This is a genomic window from Microbacterium sp. ACRRU, assembly GCF_022346945.1.
GTDB classification, from domain to species: domain Bacteria; phylum Actinomycetota; class Actinomycetes; order Actinomycetales; family Microbacteriaceae; genus Microbacterium; species Microbacterium mcarthurae.
Window position 1 is genome coordinate 1 of the sequence record NZ_JAKRNI010000029.1, and the last position, 15314, is coordinate 15314.

Here is a 15314-nt window from a genome sequence, read left to right on the forward strand (position 1 = left end):
CCCGCCACCCCTTCCGCCGCGCCCGCTCCGGCAGCGTCGGCCCCATCGTCGCCCGCCACGGAGACGCCCGCGCCCTCGGCTCCCGCTTCGCAGGCGCCGAAGCCCGGCGGCCCGAAGCCCGGCCCCGCCGGCGCGACGCCGCAGGCGCCGCGCCCGGGGGGAACGCCGCGCCCCGGCAACAACCCGTTCGCGTCGTCGCAGGGCATGGGACAGCGCCCCGCGGGGCCGCGCCCCGGCAACAACCCCTTCGCATCGGCGCAGGGCATGGGCCAGCGCCCGACCCCCGGCAACATCCCGCGCCCGCAGGCCCCGCGTCCGGGTGCCCCGCGTCCCGGTGCCCCGCGTCCCGGCGGTGCCGGTCGCCCCGGTGGCGGCGGTCGCCCGGGTGCTCCGTTCCAGCAGCGTCCCGGCGGCCCCGGTCGTCCCGGTGGTGCCGGCGGCGGCTTCCAGCGTCCCGGCGGCGCTCCCGGCGGCGGCTTCGCCGGTCGTCCGGGTGGCGGTGGCGGCCGAGGCCGCGGCCCCGGCGGTGGAACCGCGGGCGCCTTCGGTAAGGGTGGCGGCAAGTCCAAGCAGCGCAAGTCGCGTCGGGCGAAGCGGCAAGAGTTCGAGATGCGGTCGGCGCCGGTCGTCGGCGGCGTCAACGTCTCCAAGGGCAACGGCGAGATCATTCGTCTGCGCCGCGGCGCGTCGATCGCCGACTTCGCCGACAAGCTCGAGGCACTGCGCGGCTACACCGTGCAGCCCGGCACGCTCGTGACCATCCTGTTCAACCTGGGTGAGATGGCTACGGCCACCGAGTCGCTCGACGAGGCCACCTTCGAGGTGCTCGGCGAGGAGCTCGGCTACAAGATCCAGATGGTCTCGCCCGAGGACGAGGACAAAGAGCTCCTCGAGGGCTTCGGTCTCGACCTCGACGCCGAACTGGAGGCCGAGAGCGAGGACGACCTCGAGATCCGTCCTCCCGTGGTCACCGTCATGGGCCACGTCGACCACGGTAAGACGCGACTGCTCGACGCCATCCGCCAGACGAACGTCGTGGCGGGCGAGGCCGGTGGCATCACGCAGCACATCGGTGCGTACCAGGTCTGGACCGAGCACGAGGGCATCGAGCGCGCCATCACCTTCATCGACACCCCGGGTCACGAGGCGTTCACCGCCATGCGTGCCCGCGGTGCGCAGGTGACCGACATCGCGATCCTCGTGGTCGCGGCCGACGACGGCATCATGCCCCAGACGGTCGAGGCGCTGAACCACGCCCAGGCGGCGAACGTGCCGATCGTGGTCGCGGTCAACAAGGTCGACAAGCCGGATGCCAACCCCGCCAAGGTGCGCCAGCAGCTCACCGAGTACGGTCTGGTCGCCGAGGAGTACGGCGGCGACGTCATGTTCGTCGACGTGTCGGCTCGCCAGGGCACCAACATCCAGGAGCTCCTGGATGCTGTGCTCCTGACCGCCGACGCCGGTCTCGACCTGACGGCGAACCCGAACAAGGCCGCCCGCGGCGTGGCGATCGAAGCGAAGCTCGACAAGGGCCGCGGTTCGGTGGCGACGGTTCTCATCCAGTCGGGAACGCTGCGCGTCGGCGACGCGATCGTCGCGGGTACGGCATACGGCCGCGTCCGCGCCATGATCGACGAGAACGGCGAAGCGGTCGACGAGGCCTACCCCTCGCGTCCGGTCCAGGTGCAGGGTCTGAACTCGGTCCCGCGTGCCGGCGACGTGTTCATCGTCACCGAGGAAGACCGCACCGCGCGCCAGATCGCCGAGAAGCGCGAAGCCGCCGAGCGCAACGCCCAGCTGGCCAAGGCCCGTAAGCGCATCTCGCTCGAGGACTTCACCCGCGCTCTCGAAGAGGGCAAGGTCGAGTCGCTCAACCTCATCATCAAGGGCGACGTGTCGGGTGCCGTCGAGGCGCTCGAGGAGTCGCTGCTCAAGATCGAGGTCGACGACAGCGTCCAGCTGCGCATCATCCACCGCGGTGTGGGTGCGATCACCGAGTCGGACATCAACCTGGCCACGATCGACAACGCGATCGTGATCGGCTTCAACGTCCGTCCCGACACCAAGGCCCGCGAGCGTGCCGCCCGCGAGGGCGTGGACGTCCGGTTCTACTCCGTCATCTACAACGCGATCGACGACGTCGAGCAGTCGCTCAAGGGCCTGCTCAAGCCGGAGTTCGAAGAGGTGCAGTCGGGTGTGGCCGAGATCCGCGAGGTGTTCCGTTCCTCGAAGTTCGGCAACATCGCCGGTGTCATCGTCCGCTCGGGCACGATCACGCGCAACGCCAAGGCGCGCGTCATCCGCGACGGAGTGGTGCTCGCCGACGGTCTGCAGATCGAGTCGCTGCGCCGCTTCAAGGACGACGTCACCGAGGTCCGAACGGACTTCGAGTGCGGTATCGGCCTGGGCAAGTTCAACGACATCCAGGTCGGCGACGAGATCGAGACCACGGAGATGGTCGAGAAGCCGCGAGGCTGATTCGTCGAACGGGGGTCGCGCTCACGGGCGCGGCCCCCGTTCCGTCCTCCCAGAGAAGGAGAAGGAAGTGGCAGGGGAACGACAGGCACGGGTGGCCGACCGCATTCGCGTGGTCCTTGCGGAGCGTCTCGAGCGGGGTCTGCGCGACCCGCGGCTCGGTTTCGTGACGATCACCGACGTGCGCGTGACCGGCGACCTGCAGCACGCCTCGGTGTTCTACACCGTCATGGGTGACGAGGCGCACCGCGCCGACACGGCCGCGGCGCTCAAGTCCGCGACGGGCATGCTGCGCAGCGAGGTTGGCAAGAACCTCAACACGCGGCTCACTCCCACGCTCGAGTTCATCCTCGACGCGATCCCCGAGAACGCCGACCACATCTCGGCGCTCTTGCGCGAGGCGCGCGAGCGCGATGAGTCCGTCGCCGGACTCGCTGCGAGCGCGAGCTACGCCGGTGAGGCCGATCCGTACGTCAAGCCGCGCGAGATCGACGACGACGAGGACGACGAGCGCGACTGACCCGCACACGAACGGCCGGATGCCACCCCCGCGGGGGCGCGTCCGGCCGTTCGTGTTCCGCCGTGCGACGGATCCCGGTGTCTCCCTCGCGCGGGGGAGGTCGTGGCATCCGGGCCCTCGTACTGTCGAGACATGACCGTCTCGCCCCGCCCGGACTGGCCCGCCATCGGTGTCTTCGCCGTGACCTCCGTCGCGCTGTCGTGGCTCGTCGCGCTGCCGCTGTGGCTGCGCGGGCTGGGACTGGCCGATCCGTTCCTGGGGCTGACGGCGGCGGCCATGATGTTCACGCCCGCTCTGGGGGTCGTCGCCGCGCTGCTCGTCCAACGGCGCACGCACGGGCGACGGGGGGCTCGCGTCGTCCTGCGTGAGCTCGGCATGTGGCCTCTGCGCCCCGCGGCTCGCACGATCTGGATGTGCGTCGCCGTCATCGTCGCGGCGCCGCTCCTGATCGCCCTGGGCCTTGTGGGGGTGGGGGCCCTCGGTCTCGCGACGTTCGACGTGGTCGGATTCTCCGGCTTCGCGCAGACGCTCCAGGCCGCCGTTCCGCCGGGGACTCCGCTGCCGCCGATCGCTCTGCTCGCGCTCGTCCAGGTGGCCATGATTCCGATCGGGGCAGTCATCAACGCGCCCTTCGCGTTCGGCGAGGAGCTGGGGTGGCGCGGTTTTCTGCTCCCCGCGCTGCGCCCCCTCGGCGTGTGGCCGGCACTGCTGATCTCGGGCGCATTCTGGGGGTTCTGGCACAGTCCGCTGATCTTGCTCGGGTACAACTTCCTCGAGCCCAACGCCTTCGGTGTGCTGATGATGGTCATGGCGTGCGTCTTCTTCGGCATCCTGCTGGGATGGACGCGCCTGCGCACGGCATCCGTGTGGCCCGCGGTCTTCGCGCACGGTGCCTTCAACGCCTCGGCCGGACTCGGGGCGCTCGTCGTCGCCGCGGGCTCGGCAACGCCCGCGCCGGTCCTCGCGGGCCCGCTCGGCCTGATCATGTGGGTGGTGTTCGCGATCGTCATCGGGGTGCTCGCGCTCACGGGACAATTCCGCGCCGACCGGCTCGACGCTCGACTCGGCCCCGATCCCGTGCGGGCCGCGCCGGTGCCGACCGTCTGATGCGCCCTCCGCCTTCGGAAGAAGTGCTCAGCGCGGGAGGAAGAGGGCGCCGTCCGCAGCCTCGGCGAGACCGTCGGCGATGAGGGAGTCGATCGCCCGATCCCGCTGCGACGCGTCCGGCCAGGTGGGCAGGACGTCGTCGAGGCGAACGGGCGCGGGGGACGCCTCGCGCAGCACCCGCAGCACGGCCCCCCGCGCCTGACGGTCGCTGCCCTCGTACTTGGCCTGTCGACGACGCCGGTCCTCGGAGGCCGGGTAGCCCGCGGCCCGCCACGCGCAGCGCGCCGCCAGCGGGCAGACGCCGCATCGGGGTGACCGGGCGGTGCAGACGATCGCTCCGAGCTCCATCGCGGCCGCGTTGACGATCGCGGCCTCGCCGATGTCGTCGGGGAGTTCGGCGGTCATGCGCACGAGGTCCGACTTTCCCGGCGGCCCCGGCTGCGCCGCGCCGTCGACGACCCGGGCGAGGACGCGGCGCGTGTTGGTGTCGACGACGGGATGCCGATCCCCGTAGGCGAACACCGCCACGGCGCGGGCGGTGTAGTCGCCGATGCCGGTGAGCGCGAGCAGCGCATCGACGTCGCGCGGAACGATGCCGTCGTGGCGGTCGCGGATCTCCACCGCGGCGCGGTGCAGCCACAGCGCGCGGCGCGGGTACCCGAGGTTCGCCCACTGCGTCACCGCCTCGGCGGGAGCAGCCGCGGCGAGGGCGGCCGGGGTCGGCCATCGCTGCAGCCACGCCTCGAGGTGCGGGATGACGCGGCTCACGGGCGTCTGCTGCAGCATGAACTCGCTCACGAGCGTGCCCCACGCTCCGAAGTCGGGGCGACGCCAGGGGAGGTCGCGGGCGTTGTCGCGGTACCACGCGATCAGCGGCGCGGCGATTCCTGGCATCCCTCCACCCTACGAGCCCGCGCGGTCCGGGTGCCCGCGGGCATAAACGCGATCCACGCGCGGAAACACGCTGCCCCGCCGTTTCTCCGCGCGGATCGCGTTTATGCCGCCGGACCGACGCGCGCGGACGCCCGAGCAGTGGGCCACCGAGGGGCGGGAGCCCGGCGGCGACCGTAGGCTGGAGGGTATGCCGAGCGAGAACGCCGTCGAGACCCTGCAGCGGAGTCTGCGCGACCTCCTGCGCCAGAACGCGGGCAACGGACGTCTCGTCGTGGCCGTCGACGCCCTGGATGCCGCTGCCGCCGCGGCCTTCGCCGACGGTTTCGCCGCGGCGGTCGGCGAGGACGGAACCGCCGTCTTCCGCGCGACCCTCGCCGACGGCGCCGAGGACGCGCGCGAGCGGCTCGTCGCGCCGTTCCGCGCGGGGGAGCCCTTCGACGACGGCGGACCCGCGCCCGCGAGCGCGGTCCTCGTCATCGACGGCCGTTTCCTGCATGCGGCAGGGCTGCGCGGTCTGTGGAACTGGTCGGTGTGGCTCGAGGCGAACCCTCCCGTCGGCACCCCGCGCCCGGAGCTACCCGACGCCGAGAAGCAGTACCTCCGCGAGTCCCGACCGCGCGCCGCCGCCTCCGTCATCGTCGAGAACTCCGACCCCGCGCACCCGGTTCAGGTGTTCGGCGACTTCTGCTGATGGTCGGCGCCGGCATCCTCCTGGTCGACAAGCCGGGGGGCATCACCAGCCACGACGTCGTCGCGCGGGCGCGGCGCGCCCTCGGAACCCGCAAAGTCGGGCACGCGGGCACGCTGGACCCGATGGCGACGGGCCTGCTCGTCCTCGGAGTCGAGGGCGCCACGCGTCTGCTCACCTACATCGTCGGTGCCGACAAGACCTACGAAGCGACGATCCTCCTCGGTGTCACGACCGACAGCGACGACGCCGACGGTGCGGAGACGGCACGGGCGGATGCCGCTGACCTCGCGGCCGTGACCGACGAGGCGATCGCCGCGGGCATCGCCGATCTCACCGGCGACATCGCGCAGGTGCCGAGCACCGTGTCCGCCATCAAGGTGCAAGGGCGCCGCGCCTACGACCGCGCCCGTGCCGGCGAGACGGTGGAGCTCAAGGCGCGGCACGTGACGGTGTCGCGCTTCGACGTGCGGGGCACGCGTCGCGAGGAAACGTCGATCGCCCTCGATGTCGTCGTCGATTGCTCGAGCGGCACGTACATCCGCGCGCTCGCCCGCGACCTCGGACGCGCCCTCGGTGTCGGCGGCCACCTCACCGCTCTTCGCCGCGCGCGCATCGGCCCGTTCGACGTGGCATCCGCGGCATCCGTCGACGACATCGCCGAGAGCGCGCTCGTCACCCCCGCCGTCGCCGCCGCGACGGTCGTCGGCGCCCTCGCCGTGAGCGGAGACGACGCCCGCGATCTCCGGCACGGCAAGCGCATCGACGGCGGCGGTCGGCTGACGGGGGAGCGGGCCGCCGCGATCGATCCCGACGGCCGCCTCGTGGGCATCGTGGAGCGCCGGGGGAGTCAGCTCAAGAGCGTCATGAACATGCCCGAGGAGGTCGCGCCGTGATTCTGTGGTTCACGCTCATCCAGGTGGGCGTTGCGGTGCTCGCGGGTGTCGTGGCGGTCGTCGCCGGGTTGGCCGGACGGCGCCCGTCCGACCTCACCGTCGGAGCGCTCGCCCTCATCGAGCTCCTCCTCATCGCGCAGATCGTGGTCGCCCTCATCGCGCCGTTCGCGGGAAACCCGCCGACCGGCAGTCTGCTGGAGTACTGGACCTACCTCGTCTCCGCCGCCCTGCTGCCGCCCGCCGGCGCGGCGTGGGCGCTCATCGAGCGCAGCCGGTGGAGCACGGTCATCATGGGCGTCGCCGCGCTCGCCGTCGCCGTCATGGTGTGGCGCATGCACGTGATCTGGACGGTCCAGGTGGCCTGAGCGGCCCCCGCCGCACCGCGAGCGCGGGCCGCGACCGAACTAGACTCGGAAGGTCATGGCATCCACCACTCCCGCCCGCACCCGCGGAATGACCGGCATCGGCCGGGTCCTCGTGATCGTCTACGGCATCATGGCGCTCGCCGCCACGGGGCGGTCGTTCGTGCAGATCGTCCGCGAGTTCGACGAGGCGCCGGTCGCGTACACCCTGTCCGCGCTGGCCGCGGTGGTGTACGTCCTCGCGACGCTCGCGCTGATCTTCTCGGGACGTCCCGCGTGGTACCGCGTCGCCTGGGTCGCGATCGGTTTCGAGCTGGTGGGCGTCCTCGTGGTCGGCACCCTCAGCCTCGTGCTGCCCGCGCTCTTCCAGCACCCCACGGTGTGGTCGGTGTACGGCGTCGGCTACCTGTTCATCCCGCTCGTGCTGCCCTTCCTCGGCCTGTGGTGGCTCGTGCGACACCGCCGGGCGGCGTCGTGATCGTCTTCCGCGACCCCGCGGAGGTTCCCGCGGGCTTCGGGCCGTCGGTCGTGGCGATCGGCAAGTTCGACGGCGTCCACACCGGGCACCGGGCGGTCATCGACCGCGCGCGGGTCGAGGCCGCCGACGGGGCCGAGGTCGTCGCCGTCACTTTCGACCGCAACCCGCTCAGCGTGCTCCGACCCGACACCTGCCCGCCCGACGTCATCGGGCCGCACCAGAAACTCGAACTCCTCGAGCGCGCGGGCGTGGATGCCACCCTGCTGCTGACCTTCGACGAGGCCCTTGCCGCGGTGCCCGCCGAGGAGTTCGTGCGACGTGTGCTTGTCGATGCGCTCGCCGCGCGCACCGTGCTCGTCGGTCGGGACTTCCGCTTCGGTGCCGGAGGAGCGGGCGATCCCGCGTTGCTGGAGCGGATGGGGAGCGCGCACGGCTTCCGCGTCGACGTGGTGGACGATGTCCGCGCGGTCCACGCCGATCGCCGGGTGTCGTCGACGTGGATCCGTGAGGCTCTCTCCGCCGGCGACATCGCCACCGCGACACGGCTTCTGGGGCGCTGGCCGTCGGTGTGGGGCGAGGTCGTGCACGGCCTCAAACGGGGGCGTGAACTGGGGTACCCCACGGCCAACCTGTCGCCCGATCTCGAGGGCTTCGTCCCCGCGGACGGCGTCTATGCGGGCTGGCTGATCGACGTCGACGGGACGCGGCGCATCAGCTACCCGTCCGCCATCAGCATCGGCACCAACCCGACGTTCGACGACGTGCACGCCCGCCAGGTCGAGGTGTACGTCCTCGACGAGACCGACCTCGACCTCTACGGGCACCACGTCGAAGTGCGCTTCGTCGAACGGGTGCGCGGAATGGCGGCCTTCGACGGCGTCGACGCCCTGCTGGTGCAGATGGCCGACGACGTCGAGCGCGTGCGCGGCATCCTGCACTGACCTCGACGGGCGTGCGCCGACTCCTCGGCGTTCGCGGAAGCGAGAGACGGGCTGCGCGGACGCTTTCCCCGAGAAGGGGCGTCAGGGCTGCGCGGACGCCTTCCCGCGAACGGGCCTCAGTCCCGTCGCGACAGATGATTGCGGATGCCGAGGAACGACGTCGCGGCACCGAGAGCCATCAACACGGCGGTGAAGACGGCGGCGCGGTGGAATCCGTCGAGGTCGAGCGCGCCGCCCGCCACCGCGGACACCGCGGCGATCGCCAGCAGTCCCGCGACCCGCGAGACGGCGTTGTTCACCGCCGAGGCGATGCCGGAGCGTTCGGTCTCGATCGCGCCGAGGACCGCCGCCGTCAGTGGCGACACCGTCGCCGTCAACCCCAGTCCGAACACCACGACCCCCGGCAGCACCTGAGTCCAGTAGTCGAACTCGGGCCGCACGGAGAGCAGCAGCAGGGCGCCGATCGCCATGACGGCCGGCCCGATTGTCATGAACAGGCGCGGACCGAAGCGACCCGACAGGGCCCCCATGCGTGAGCTCAGGGCGATCATCAGCAGTGTGCTGGGCAGAGAGGCCAGCCCGGCCAGGGTCGCGGACAGCCCCGCGCCCTGCTGCAGGTACACGCTCAGGACGAAGCCGTTCAGCGACAGCGCGGCGTAGACGAACATCGTCGTGAGGTTTCCCGCCCAGAAGTTGCGGGAGCGGAAGAGGTCGAGAGGCATCAGGGGCTCGCGCGCGACACGCTGGCGCGCGAGGAAACCCGTGAACGCGGCGACGCCCAGCGCCCCCGGCACCCAGATCAGGGGCGAGCCCCACCCGAGATTCGGCTGTTCGATGAGGGCGAAGACGATGCCGCCCAGCCCCGCCGCGCACAGCACGGCGCCGAGCACGTCGACACGGGCTCCGGGGCGTCGGTGATCGGCATGCGCTCGCCGCGCCATGAGCCAGAGCGTCAGCGCGATGGGGAGGACGTTGACGAGGAAGACCAGGCGCCACGACAGAGCGTCGACGAACACCCCGCCGATGAGGGGACCGGCGATCATCGCGACGGTGGTGGCACCGGTCCAGATCCCGATCGCACGGGCCTGCGCGGCGCCACGGAACGTCGAGGTGATCAGCGCGAGCGAGCTCGGCACGAGCAGCGCGCCCGCCACGCCCTGCAGGGCGCGCGCGACGATGAGGAACTCCGCCGTGGGGGCCGCGGCGATCGCGACGGAGGTGATGCCGAAGCCGACGAGACCGATGCGGAGCACGAGAGTGCGGCCGAGCACGTCGCTCAGGGATCCCGCCACGAGGATGAACGCCCCGAGCGTGACCAGATACGCATCGACTACCCATTGCTGGGTGGACAAGCCACCGCCGAGGTCGCGCGAGATGGCGGGGAGTGCGACGTTGACGACGGTGCCGTCCAAGAACGAGACGAAGGAGGCGAGCACGGCGACCGTCAGCACCACGCGCTGATCGCGCGACATCCGTTCCGCCATGCGCCCAGCGTAGGGGCGGCCGCGGTGGGCCGGACCCGATCAGCGCCACGAGGCGGAACGGTACGCCCGCGGGGCGACCTCTCCCGCCGGTGCGATCGGGTTAGGGTCGAGACGATCCCCGGAGGTTTCCATGCCCGCCCTCGTCCGTGCTCTTGCCGCCGGCTCCGTCGCAGCGGTGCTGGCCGTCGCCCTCGCCGCGTGTGTGCCCGAACCTGTTCCGACCGACTCACCCAGCGCCGGTGCTCTGGTTGCGGACGACCCCGGGACGCCTACGCCGATCCCGACGTCGACGGTGACACCGACGACGACTCTTCCCGGCTCGTGCGACGACATCTATTCGGATGCCATGCGTGCGGCGCTGGAGGAGCAGAACCCGCCGCTGAATGACCCCGGTGTGACCCTTCTCTCCACGCAGCAGGCCCCTTTGCTGGAGCTGCTCGAGGTCGTACCGACGCTGCGCTGCTCGTGGGGAGGCCCGAGCGAGCGGGGCCTCGCAACCACGGTGTCGATCGTCGACAGCGCGCAGGCCACCGTCGTTCGTGACACTCTCACCACAAACGGGTTCGGATGCGAGGATCGCGGTGATGCGACGATCTGCCGCCTCGAACAGCGTGGTGTGTCATTGGACGACGTGCCGTTCGAGCGGGGCGAAGTGCACGCGCTCCGGGGCGAGATCTGGATCAGTACGTCGTGGATCAACTTCGACCCCGACGGGTACACGGAAGACATCCTCTCGACGGTGGGCGAGTGATGGGCACGGGGACGCGCTAGAATAGGTGCCGACCCCGTCACCCGCCTCCTTGCGAGCCGTTCCGGTGAAGACGCGTAGCGGGTCGCAGGCACGGCCGCTCAGGCGGCGCGTCTCGCGGCATTCTCCGGGGTCACTGATCCACCGGCGTCAGGCCGGACGTCCCGGACATATCCGGACGACACGCTCAGGAGGAGCATGCCGACCACGGCAACCGCCGCCCGAGGCTCGAGCCAACGGCGCCGCAAGACCTCGTCATCCCGTCGCGACGACGAGGCCCCCGTCATCCCCATCCTCGCTCGCAAGGTGCGCGAGGTCGAAGCCAAGGCCCAGCGCGGCAAGCTCGGCCCCACCAACCGCGTGAAGTTCCAGGTGATCGCCTTCCTCGTGCGCGAGGAGCGCGCCCGCGTCAAGGCCGACACCGAGATCACCGACGCCGCTCGCGCCGAGCTGCTCAAGCGCCTCGACGGCGTGGCCACGATCCTGGCCAAGACCGCCGCACGCGACACCTCGCTCATCCAGCTGCTCGAGGTCGATCAGGCCACCTCGCCCGTCGCGCGTCGGATGCGCCGCGACTGGCTGCTCGAGTCCGGCGCCGAACTGCCGCCCGACGAGCTCATCATCACCGACAACGCCCCCGCCGCAGCTCCCGTCGTGCCCGCGGCCCTCGCCGAGAAGCAGGTCGTTCCGCCGTCCATCGAGGCGCGGCAGATGGCGAACCCCTTCCTCGCTCCCGACCTCACTCCGCGCGCCGCGGGCGACGCCCCCCGTCGGCGCCTGGACGGGTGGGAGCTCATGGGCCCGCTGTACAAAGCGTTCGAGACCGGTGCCGGTGGTTCGGCGGCGAGCATGGAACTGCCCCCGGTGCCCGAGTTCGACCGCGTCTCACCGCGCGGCCTCGAGGTCATGCCGCACCAGTCCCGCTTCCTCGAGGCGGTCCGCCAAGGACACCGCTCCTTCCTCCTCGCCGACGAACCGGGTCTCGGCAAGACCGCCGAATCGGTGCTCGCGGCCTCCGTCGCGGATGCCTACCCGCTGCTGGTCGTCGTGCCCAACGTCGTGAAGATGAACTGGGCGCGCGAGGTGCAGCGCTGGACACCCCACCGTCGCGCCACCGTGATCTCGGGGAGCGGCGCCGACATCGACGCGTTCGCCGACGTGTTCATCGTCAACTACGAGATCCTCGACCGGCACCTGTCGTGGCTATCGTCGATCGGCCTGAAGGGCATCGCGGTCGACGAGGCGCACTTCATCAAGAACCTGTCGTCGCAGCGCTCGCAGAACGTGCTGGCCCTGGCCTCCCGGGTCCGTCAGCAGACGCGCGACCCGCTGCTGCTCGCACTCACCGGTACTCCGCTGATCAACGACGTCGAGGACTTCGACGCGATCTGGCGCTTCCTCGGCTGGACCAATGGCGAGAAGCCCGGCCCCGAGCTGATGGAGAAACTGGATGCCACGGGCCTGACGCCCGCCGACAAGGCGTTCTACCCCGAAGCGCGTGAGGCCGTGATCTCGATGGGCATCGTGCGGCGGAAGAAGAAGGACGTCGCCGCCGACCTCCCCGACAAGCTCATCGCCGACCTCCCCGTCGAGCTCGACGACGAGTACGGTCGGTCGATCCGTCAGGCCGAGCGCGAACTGGGTGCGCGCCTCGCGGCGAAGTACCGTCGCATCATCGAGGCCCGCGGCGACCGCGGGCTCGCGCCCGGCGAGATCGACGACGACATCGTGCGCCTGGTCGCGCACGGTGAGCTGGAAGAGAGCAAAGCCGCCGGGACCGGCTCCGAGAACGTCTTCACGATGGTCCGGCGCATCGGTCAGGCCAAGGCGCAACTCGCCGCCGACTACGCGGTGCAGCTGCAGCGTTCGGTGGGCAAGGTCGTTTTCTTCGCCAAGCACATCGACGTCATGGACGCCGCGGAGGCGCACTTCAAGGCATCCGGCCTCAAGGCGGTGTCGGTGCGCGGAGATCAGACCTCCACCGCGCGTCAGGCCGCGATCGACGCGTTCAACGGCGACCCCGCCGTGGGAATCGCGGTGTGCTCGCTCACCGCCGCCGGTGTCGGACTGAACATGCAGGCGGCGTCGAACGTCGTGCTGGCCGAGCTGTCGTGGACCGCCGCCGAGCAGACGCAGGCGATCGACCGCGTGCACCGCATCGGTCAGGAGGAGCCGGTCACCGCGTGGCGCATCATCGCCGCGCACACGATCGACACGAAGATCGCCGAGCTCATCGACTCGAAGGAAGGCCTCGCGCAGCGCGCCCTCGACGGCCTCGCCATCGAACCGGGTTCGAGCGACTCGGTCCAGCTCTCCGCGCTCATGCACCTGCTGCGCCAAGCGCTCGGCGCCTGACCCCCTTCTCGAACGCCCCGGCGCTGCCGGGGCGTTCTGGCGGCACGCGCCGGCTCCCGGCGTTTCCGCGTGCGGGGCAGGACGAGGGAACGCAACCCGCGTCCTTCGGCCGTCGTTTGGCGGGCGCGGCGGGTGGGGCAGTAAGGTCGAACGCGGCAGCGTCGCCGACTCGATCACCCGACTAGCGAGGTTCACAGCATGAAGATCGGCATCCTGACCAGCGGCGGAGACTGCCCCGGCCTGAACGCCGTCATTCGTGGCGTCGTGCTCAAGGGCACGACCAACCACGACATCGAGTTCGTCGGCATCCGCGACGGCTGGCGTGGCGTCGTGGACGGCGACTTCTTCCCGCTGACGCGCCACGAGGTGAAGGGCCTGTCCAAGGTCGGCGGAACGATCCTCGGCACCAGCCGCACCAACCCCTACGAGGGGGTGCGCGGGGGCGCCGAGAACATTTCCAAGACGCTGTACGGGCACCGCATCGACGGCATCCTGGCCATCGGCGGCGAGGGCACACTCGCCGCCGCCGACCGGCTCTCGAACGACGGCATCAACGTCCTCGGTGTGCCCAAGACCATCGACAACGATTTGCGCGCCACGGATTACTCGTTCGGCTTCGACACCGCCGTGAACATCGCGACGGATGCCATGGACCGCCTGCGCACCACGGGCGACTCGCACCAGCGCTGCATGGTCGCCGAGGTCATGGGCCGGCACGTCGGCTGGATCGCCCTGCACGCGGGCATCGCGGCGGGTGCGCACGTCATCTGCATCCCCGAGGTGCCGATGTCGATCGACGAGATCGTCGAGCAGGTCACCCGCGCCCACGACCGCGGTCGCGCACCGCTGGTGGTCGTGTCCGAGGGATTCAAGCTGAAGGGCATGGAAGAGGCCTTCAGCGATAAGGGGCTGGATGCCTTCAACCGCCCCCGCCTCGGCGGCATCGGCGAGCTGCTGGCCCCCGAGATCGAACGGCTCACCGGCATCGAGACCCGCGCCACCGTGCTCGGGCACATCCAGCGGGGTGGCTCACCCTCCGCGTTCGACCGTGTCCTCGCGACGCGTCTCGGCCTGCACGCCGCCGACGCCCTCGCCGACGGCGCATGGGGGCAGATGGTCGCCATGCGCGGCACCGACATCATCCGCGTCCCGTTCGCCGACGCCCTCGGCGAGCTCAACAGCGTCCCCCTCTACCGCTACGAAGAGGCCGCCGCGCTGTTCGGCTGAGCCCCGCCTTCCGGCACCGAAACAGGCCCGGCGCCGAGAACAGGCTGATTCCGCTGCTATCGGCCTGTTCCGGGTGCATGGCCTGTTTTCGGCGCACGGCGGCGACCCCCGGCGAGGCGGCGCTGCCGCGGTGCGACGTCCCCGGAATCACGGCCAGGGCTCGTGGCATCCGCTGAGAACAGGCTGCGCGCCCAGAACAGGCCTGTTTCGCCGGAATTTGCCTGTTCCGGGCGCATCGCCTGTTCTCGGCGCCTGTTCGGGCCGCTCCGCCTCAGCGGCCGGCGAGATGGCGGTGCTGGGCCATCGCCGTGCGGACCGTTTCGATGACGTACTCCGGTTCGAACAAAACCTGCACGTAGTCGAAGCGCAGGACCGTGTATCCGCGAAGGATCAGACGAGCGTCCTGTCGAAGATCGCGGCGACGGTCGGCGGAGCGGTGATAGGCGAATCCGTCGATCTGAACGACCAAACTGTCGCCGATGAGTGCGTCGACCGGGTGACCGTCTATCCACACCTGCTGGCGGATCGCCACGCCGATCGAGGCCATGAGTTCCCGGAAGTGCGTCTCGAGTCCCGAGTCGGAGATGTGGCCGGCCGCCGTGGCGTAGGCGCGGGCGCGCGCGGATCCCCAGCGCACCGAGCTCACGACCGCGGCATCCACGGCCCCGGTACGCAGAGCGGATTCCCATACGGCGAGCGCGTCGGCGCGCGGCAGACACCGAGCGACGTGGAAGAGCACGTTGATGATCGACTCGTCAGGGTCGGTGCGTGGCAGTGATATCGGCGGGGTCGCGCAATGCACCTTCAGTCCACCGCGCTCCAGACGCGACGCTGTGGACGGTACCCACACATGATGCTCGTCCGTGCGGGGAGTCCAGAGGCCGCGTTCTTGCGCCGCGCTCACGCACGTCAGACGTCCACCGACGGATGCCGCCGCCCTCCGCCCCGCTGAGCAATCCGGTGCCGCGATCCACGAGCGCCGGATGCGGGCGACCGCTCCCTCGGCCACGGCCGTGGCGATCGAGCGAGTGCCGAACCCGGCTGCCCGGAGCGCGGAGGTGTGCGCGATGCCACCGTGCCCGGTCAGCCACGGAAGGAGAGGTGAGGCCATCGCTCCACCCTTGCGGGCCCTGGGCCGC

General features: G+C 71.0%; 14 protein-coding genes. 11 read left to right on the plus strand and 3 right to left on the minus strand.

The features are described 5' to 3' along the window. The 3 genes from infB to MHY30_RS12160 all read left to right on the plus strand — a co-directional run. A partial coding sequence (infB, locus tag MHY30_RS12150; protein ID WP_239277158.1) for a translation initiation factor IF-2 occupies positions 1-2478 on the plus strand: 2478 nt, incomplete at its 5' end. A 67-nt stretch (positions 2479-2545) separates the two neighbouring features. Then, positions 2546-2995, plus strand: coding sequence for a 30S ribosome-binding factor RbfA (gene rbfA / locus MHY30_RS12155; RefSeq protein WP_239277159.1), 450 nt, complete (start codon positions 2546-2548; stop codon positions 2993-2995). A gap of 132 nt (positions 2996-3127) precedes the next feature. Further along, a complete protein-coding gene (locus MHY30_RS12160) occupies positions 3128-4102 on the plus strand; it encodes a CPBP family intramembrane glutamic endopeptidase (protein WP_239277160.1) in 975 nt (324 codons plus the stop codon). 27 nt (positions 4103-4129) lie between these two features. Here MHY30_RS12160 and MHY30_RS12165 read toward each other — a convergent pair whose 3' ends face one another. Next, entirely contained in the window at positions 4130-4996 is an 867-nt protein-coding gene (locus MHY30_RS12165; protein WP_239277161.1) for an A/G-specific adenine glycosylase, read from the minus strand. Positions 4997-5183: 187 nt separating this feature from the next. On the opposite strand from MHY30_RS12165, the gene MHY30_RS12170 reads away from it, so the two are divergent. From MHY30_RS12170 to MHY30_RS12190, 5 genes are read left to right on the plus strand one after another with little or no spacing between them, the layout of a single operon-like run. Further along, on the plus strand, positions 5184-5687 hold the full coding sequence (locus MHY30_RS12170; protein WP_239277162.1) for a hypothetical protein: 504 nt from the start codon (positions 5184-5186) through the stop codon (positions 5685-5687). Next, positions 5687-6580 (plus strand): tRNA pseudouridine(55) synthase TruB, encoded by an 894-nt coding sequence (gene truB, locus MHY30_RS12175; protein WP_239277163.1) that lies wholly within the window; start codon positions 5687-5689, stop codon positions 6578-6580. The genes MHY30_RS12170 and truB overlap by 1 nt, the downstream gene beginning before the upstream one ends. Further along, on the plus strand, positions 6577-6945 hold the full coding sequence (locus MHY30_RS12180) for a hypothetical protein (protein ID WP_239277164.1): 369 nt from the start codon (positions 6577-6579) through the stop codon (positions 6943-6945). Before truB ends, MHY30_RS12180 begins: the two co-directional genes overlap by 4 nt. Before the next feature lie 55 nt (positions 6946-7000). Beyond that, on the plus strand, positions 7001-7420 hold the full coding sequence (locus MHY30_RS12185; RefSeq protein WP_239277165.1) for a hypothetical protein: 420 nt from the start codon (positions 7001-7003) through the stop codon (positions 7418-7420). Continuing rightward, complete coding sequence (locus tag MHY30_RS12190; protein WP_239277166.1) at positions 7417-8361, plus strand: bifunctional riboflavin kinase/FAD synthetase; 945 nt, start codon at positions 7417-7419, stop codon at positions 8359-8361. The genes MHY30_RS12185 and MHY30_RS12190 overlap by 4 nt, the downstream gene beginning before the upstream one ends. 116 nt (positions 8362-8477) lie before the next feature. Here the strand turns inward: MHY30_RS12190 and MHY30_RS12195 are convergent, their stop codons facing one another. Continuing rightward, positions 8478-9845, minus strand: coding sequence for an MFS transporter (locus tag MHY30_RS12195; protein WP_239277167.1), 1368 nt, complete (start codon positions 9843-9845; stop codon positions 8478-8480). A 130-nt stretch (positions 9846-9975) separates the two neighbouring features. Here MHY30_RS12195 and MHY30_RS12200 point away from each other — a divergent pair, with 130 nt between their 5' ends. The 3 genes from MHY30_RS12200 (at position 9976) to MHY30_RS12210 (ending at position 14175) form a co-directional block, all read left to right on the plus strand. Continuing rightward, complete coding sequence (locus MHY30_RS12200; RefSeq protein ID WP_239277168.1) at positions 9976-10596, plus strand: hypothetical protein; 621 nt, start codon at positions 9976-9978, stop codon at positions 10594-10596. 195 nt (positions 10597-10791) lie between these two features. Continuing rightward, positions 10792-12948, plus strand: coding sequence for a DEAD/DEAH box helicase (locus MHY30_RS12205; protein WP_239277169.1), 2157 nt, complete (start codon positions 10792-10794; stop codon positions 12946-12948). Positions 12949-13146: 198 nt separating this feature from the next. Then, a complete protein-coding gene (locus MHY30_RS12210) occupies positions 13147-14175 on the plus strand; it encodes a 6-phosphofructokinase (RefSeq protein WP_239277170.1) in 1029 nt (342 codons plus the stop codon). 271 nt (positions 14176-14446) lie between these two features. Here MHY30_RS12210 and MHY30_RS12215 read toward each other — a convergent pair whose 3' ends face one another. Continuing rightward, positions 14447-15286 (minus strand): endonuclease domain-containing protein, encoded by an 840-nt coding sequence (locus MHY30_RS12215; protein ID WP_239277171.1) that lies wholly within the window; start codon positions 15284-15286, stop codon positions 14447-14449. Positions 15287-15314: the final 28 nt, after the last annotated feature.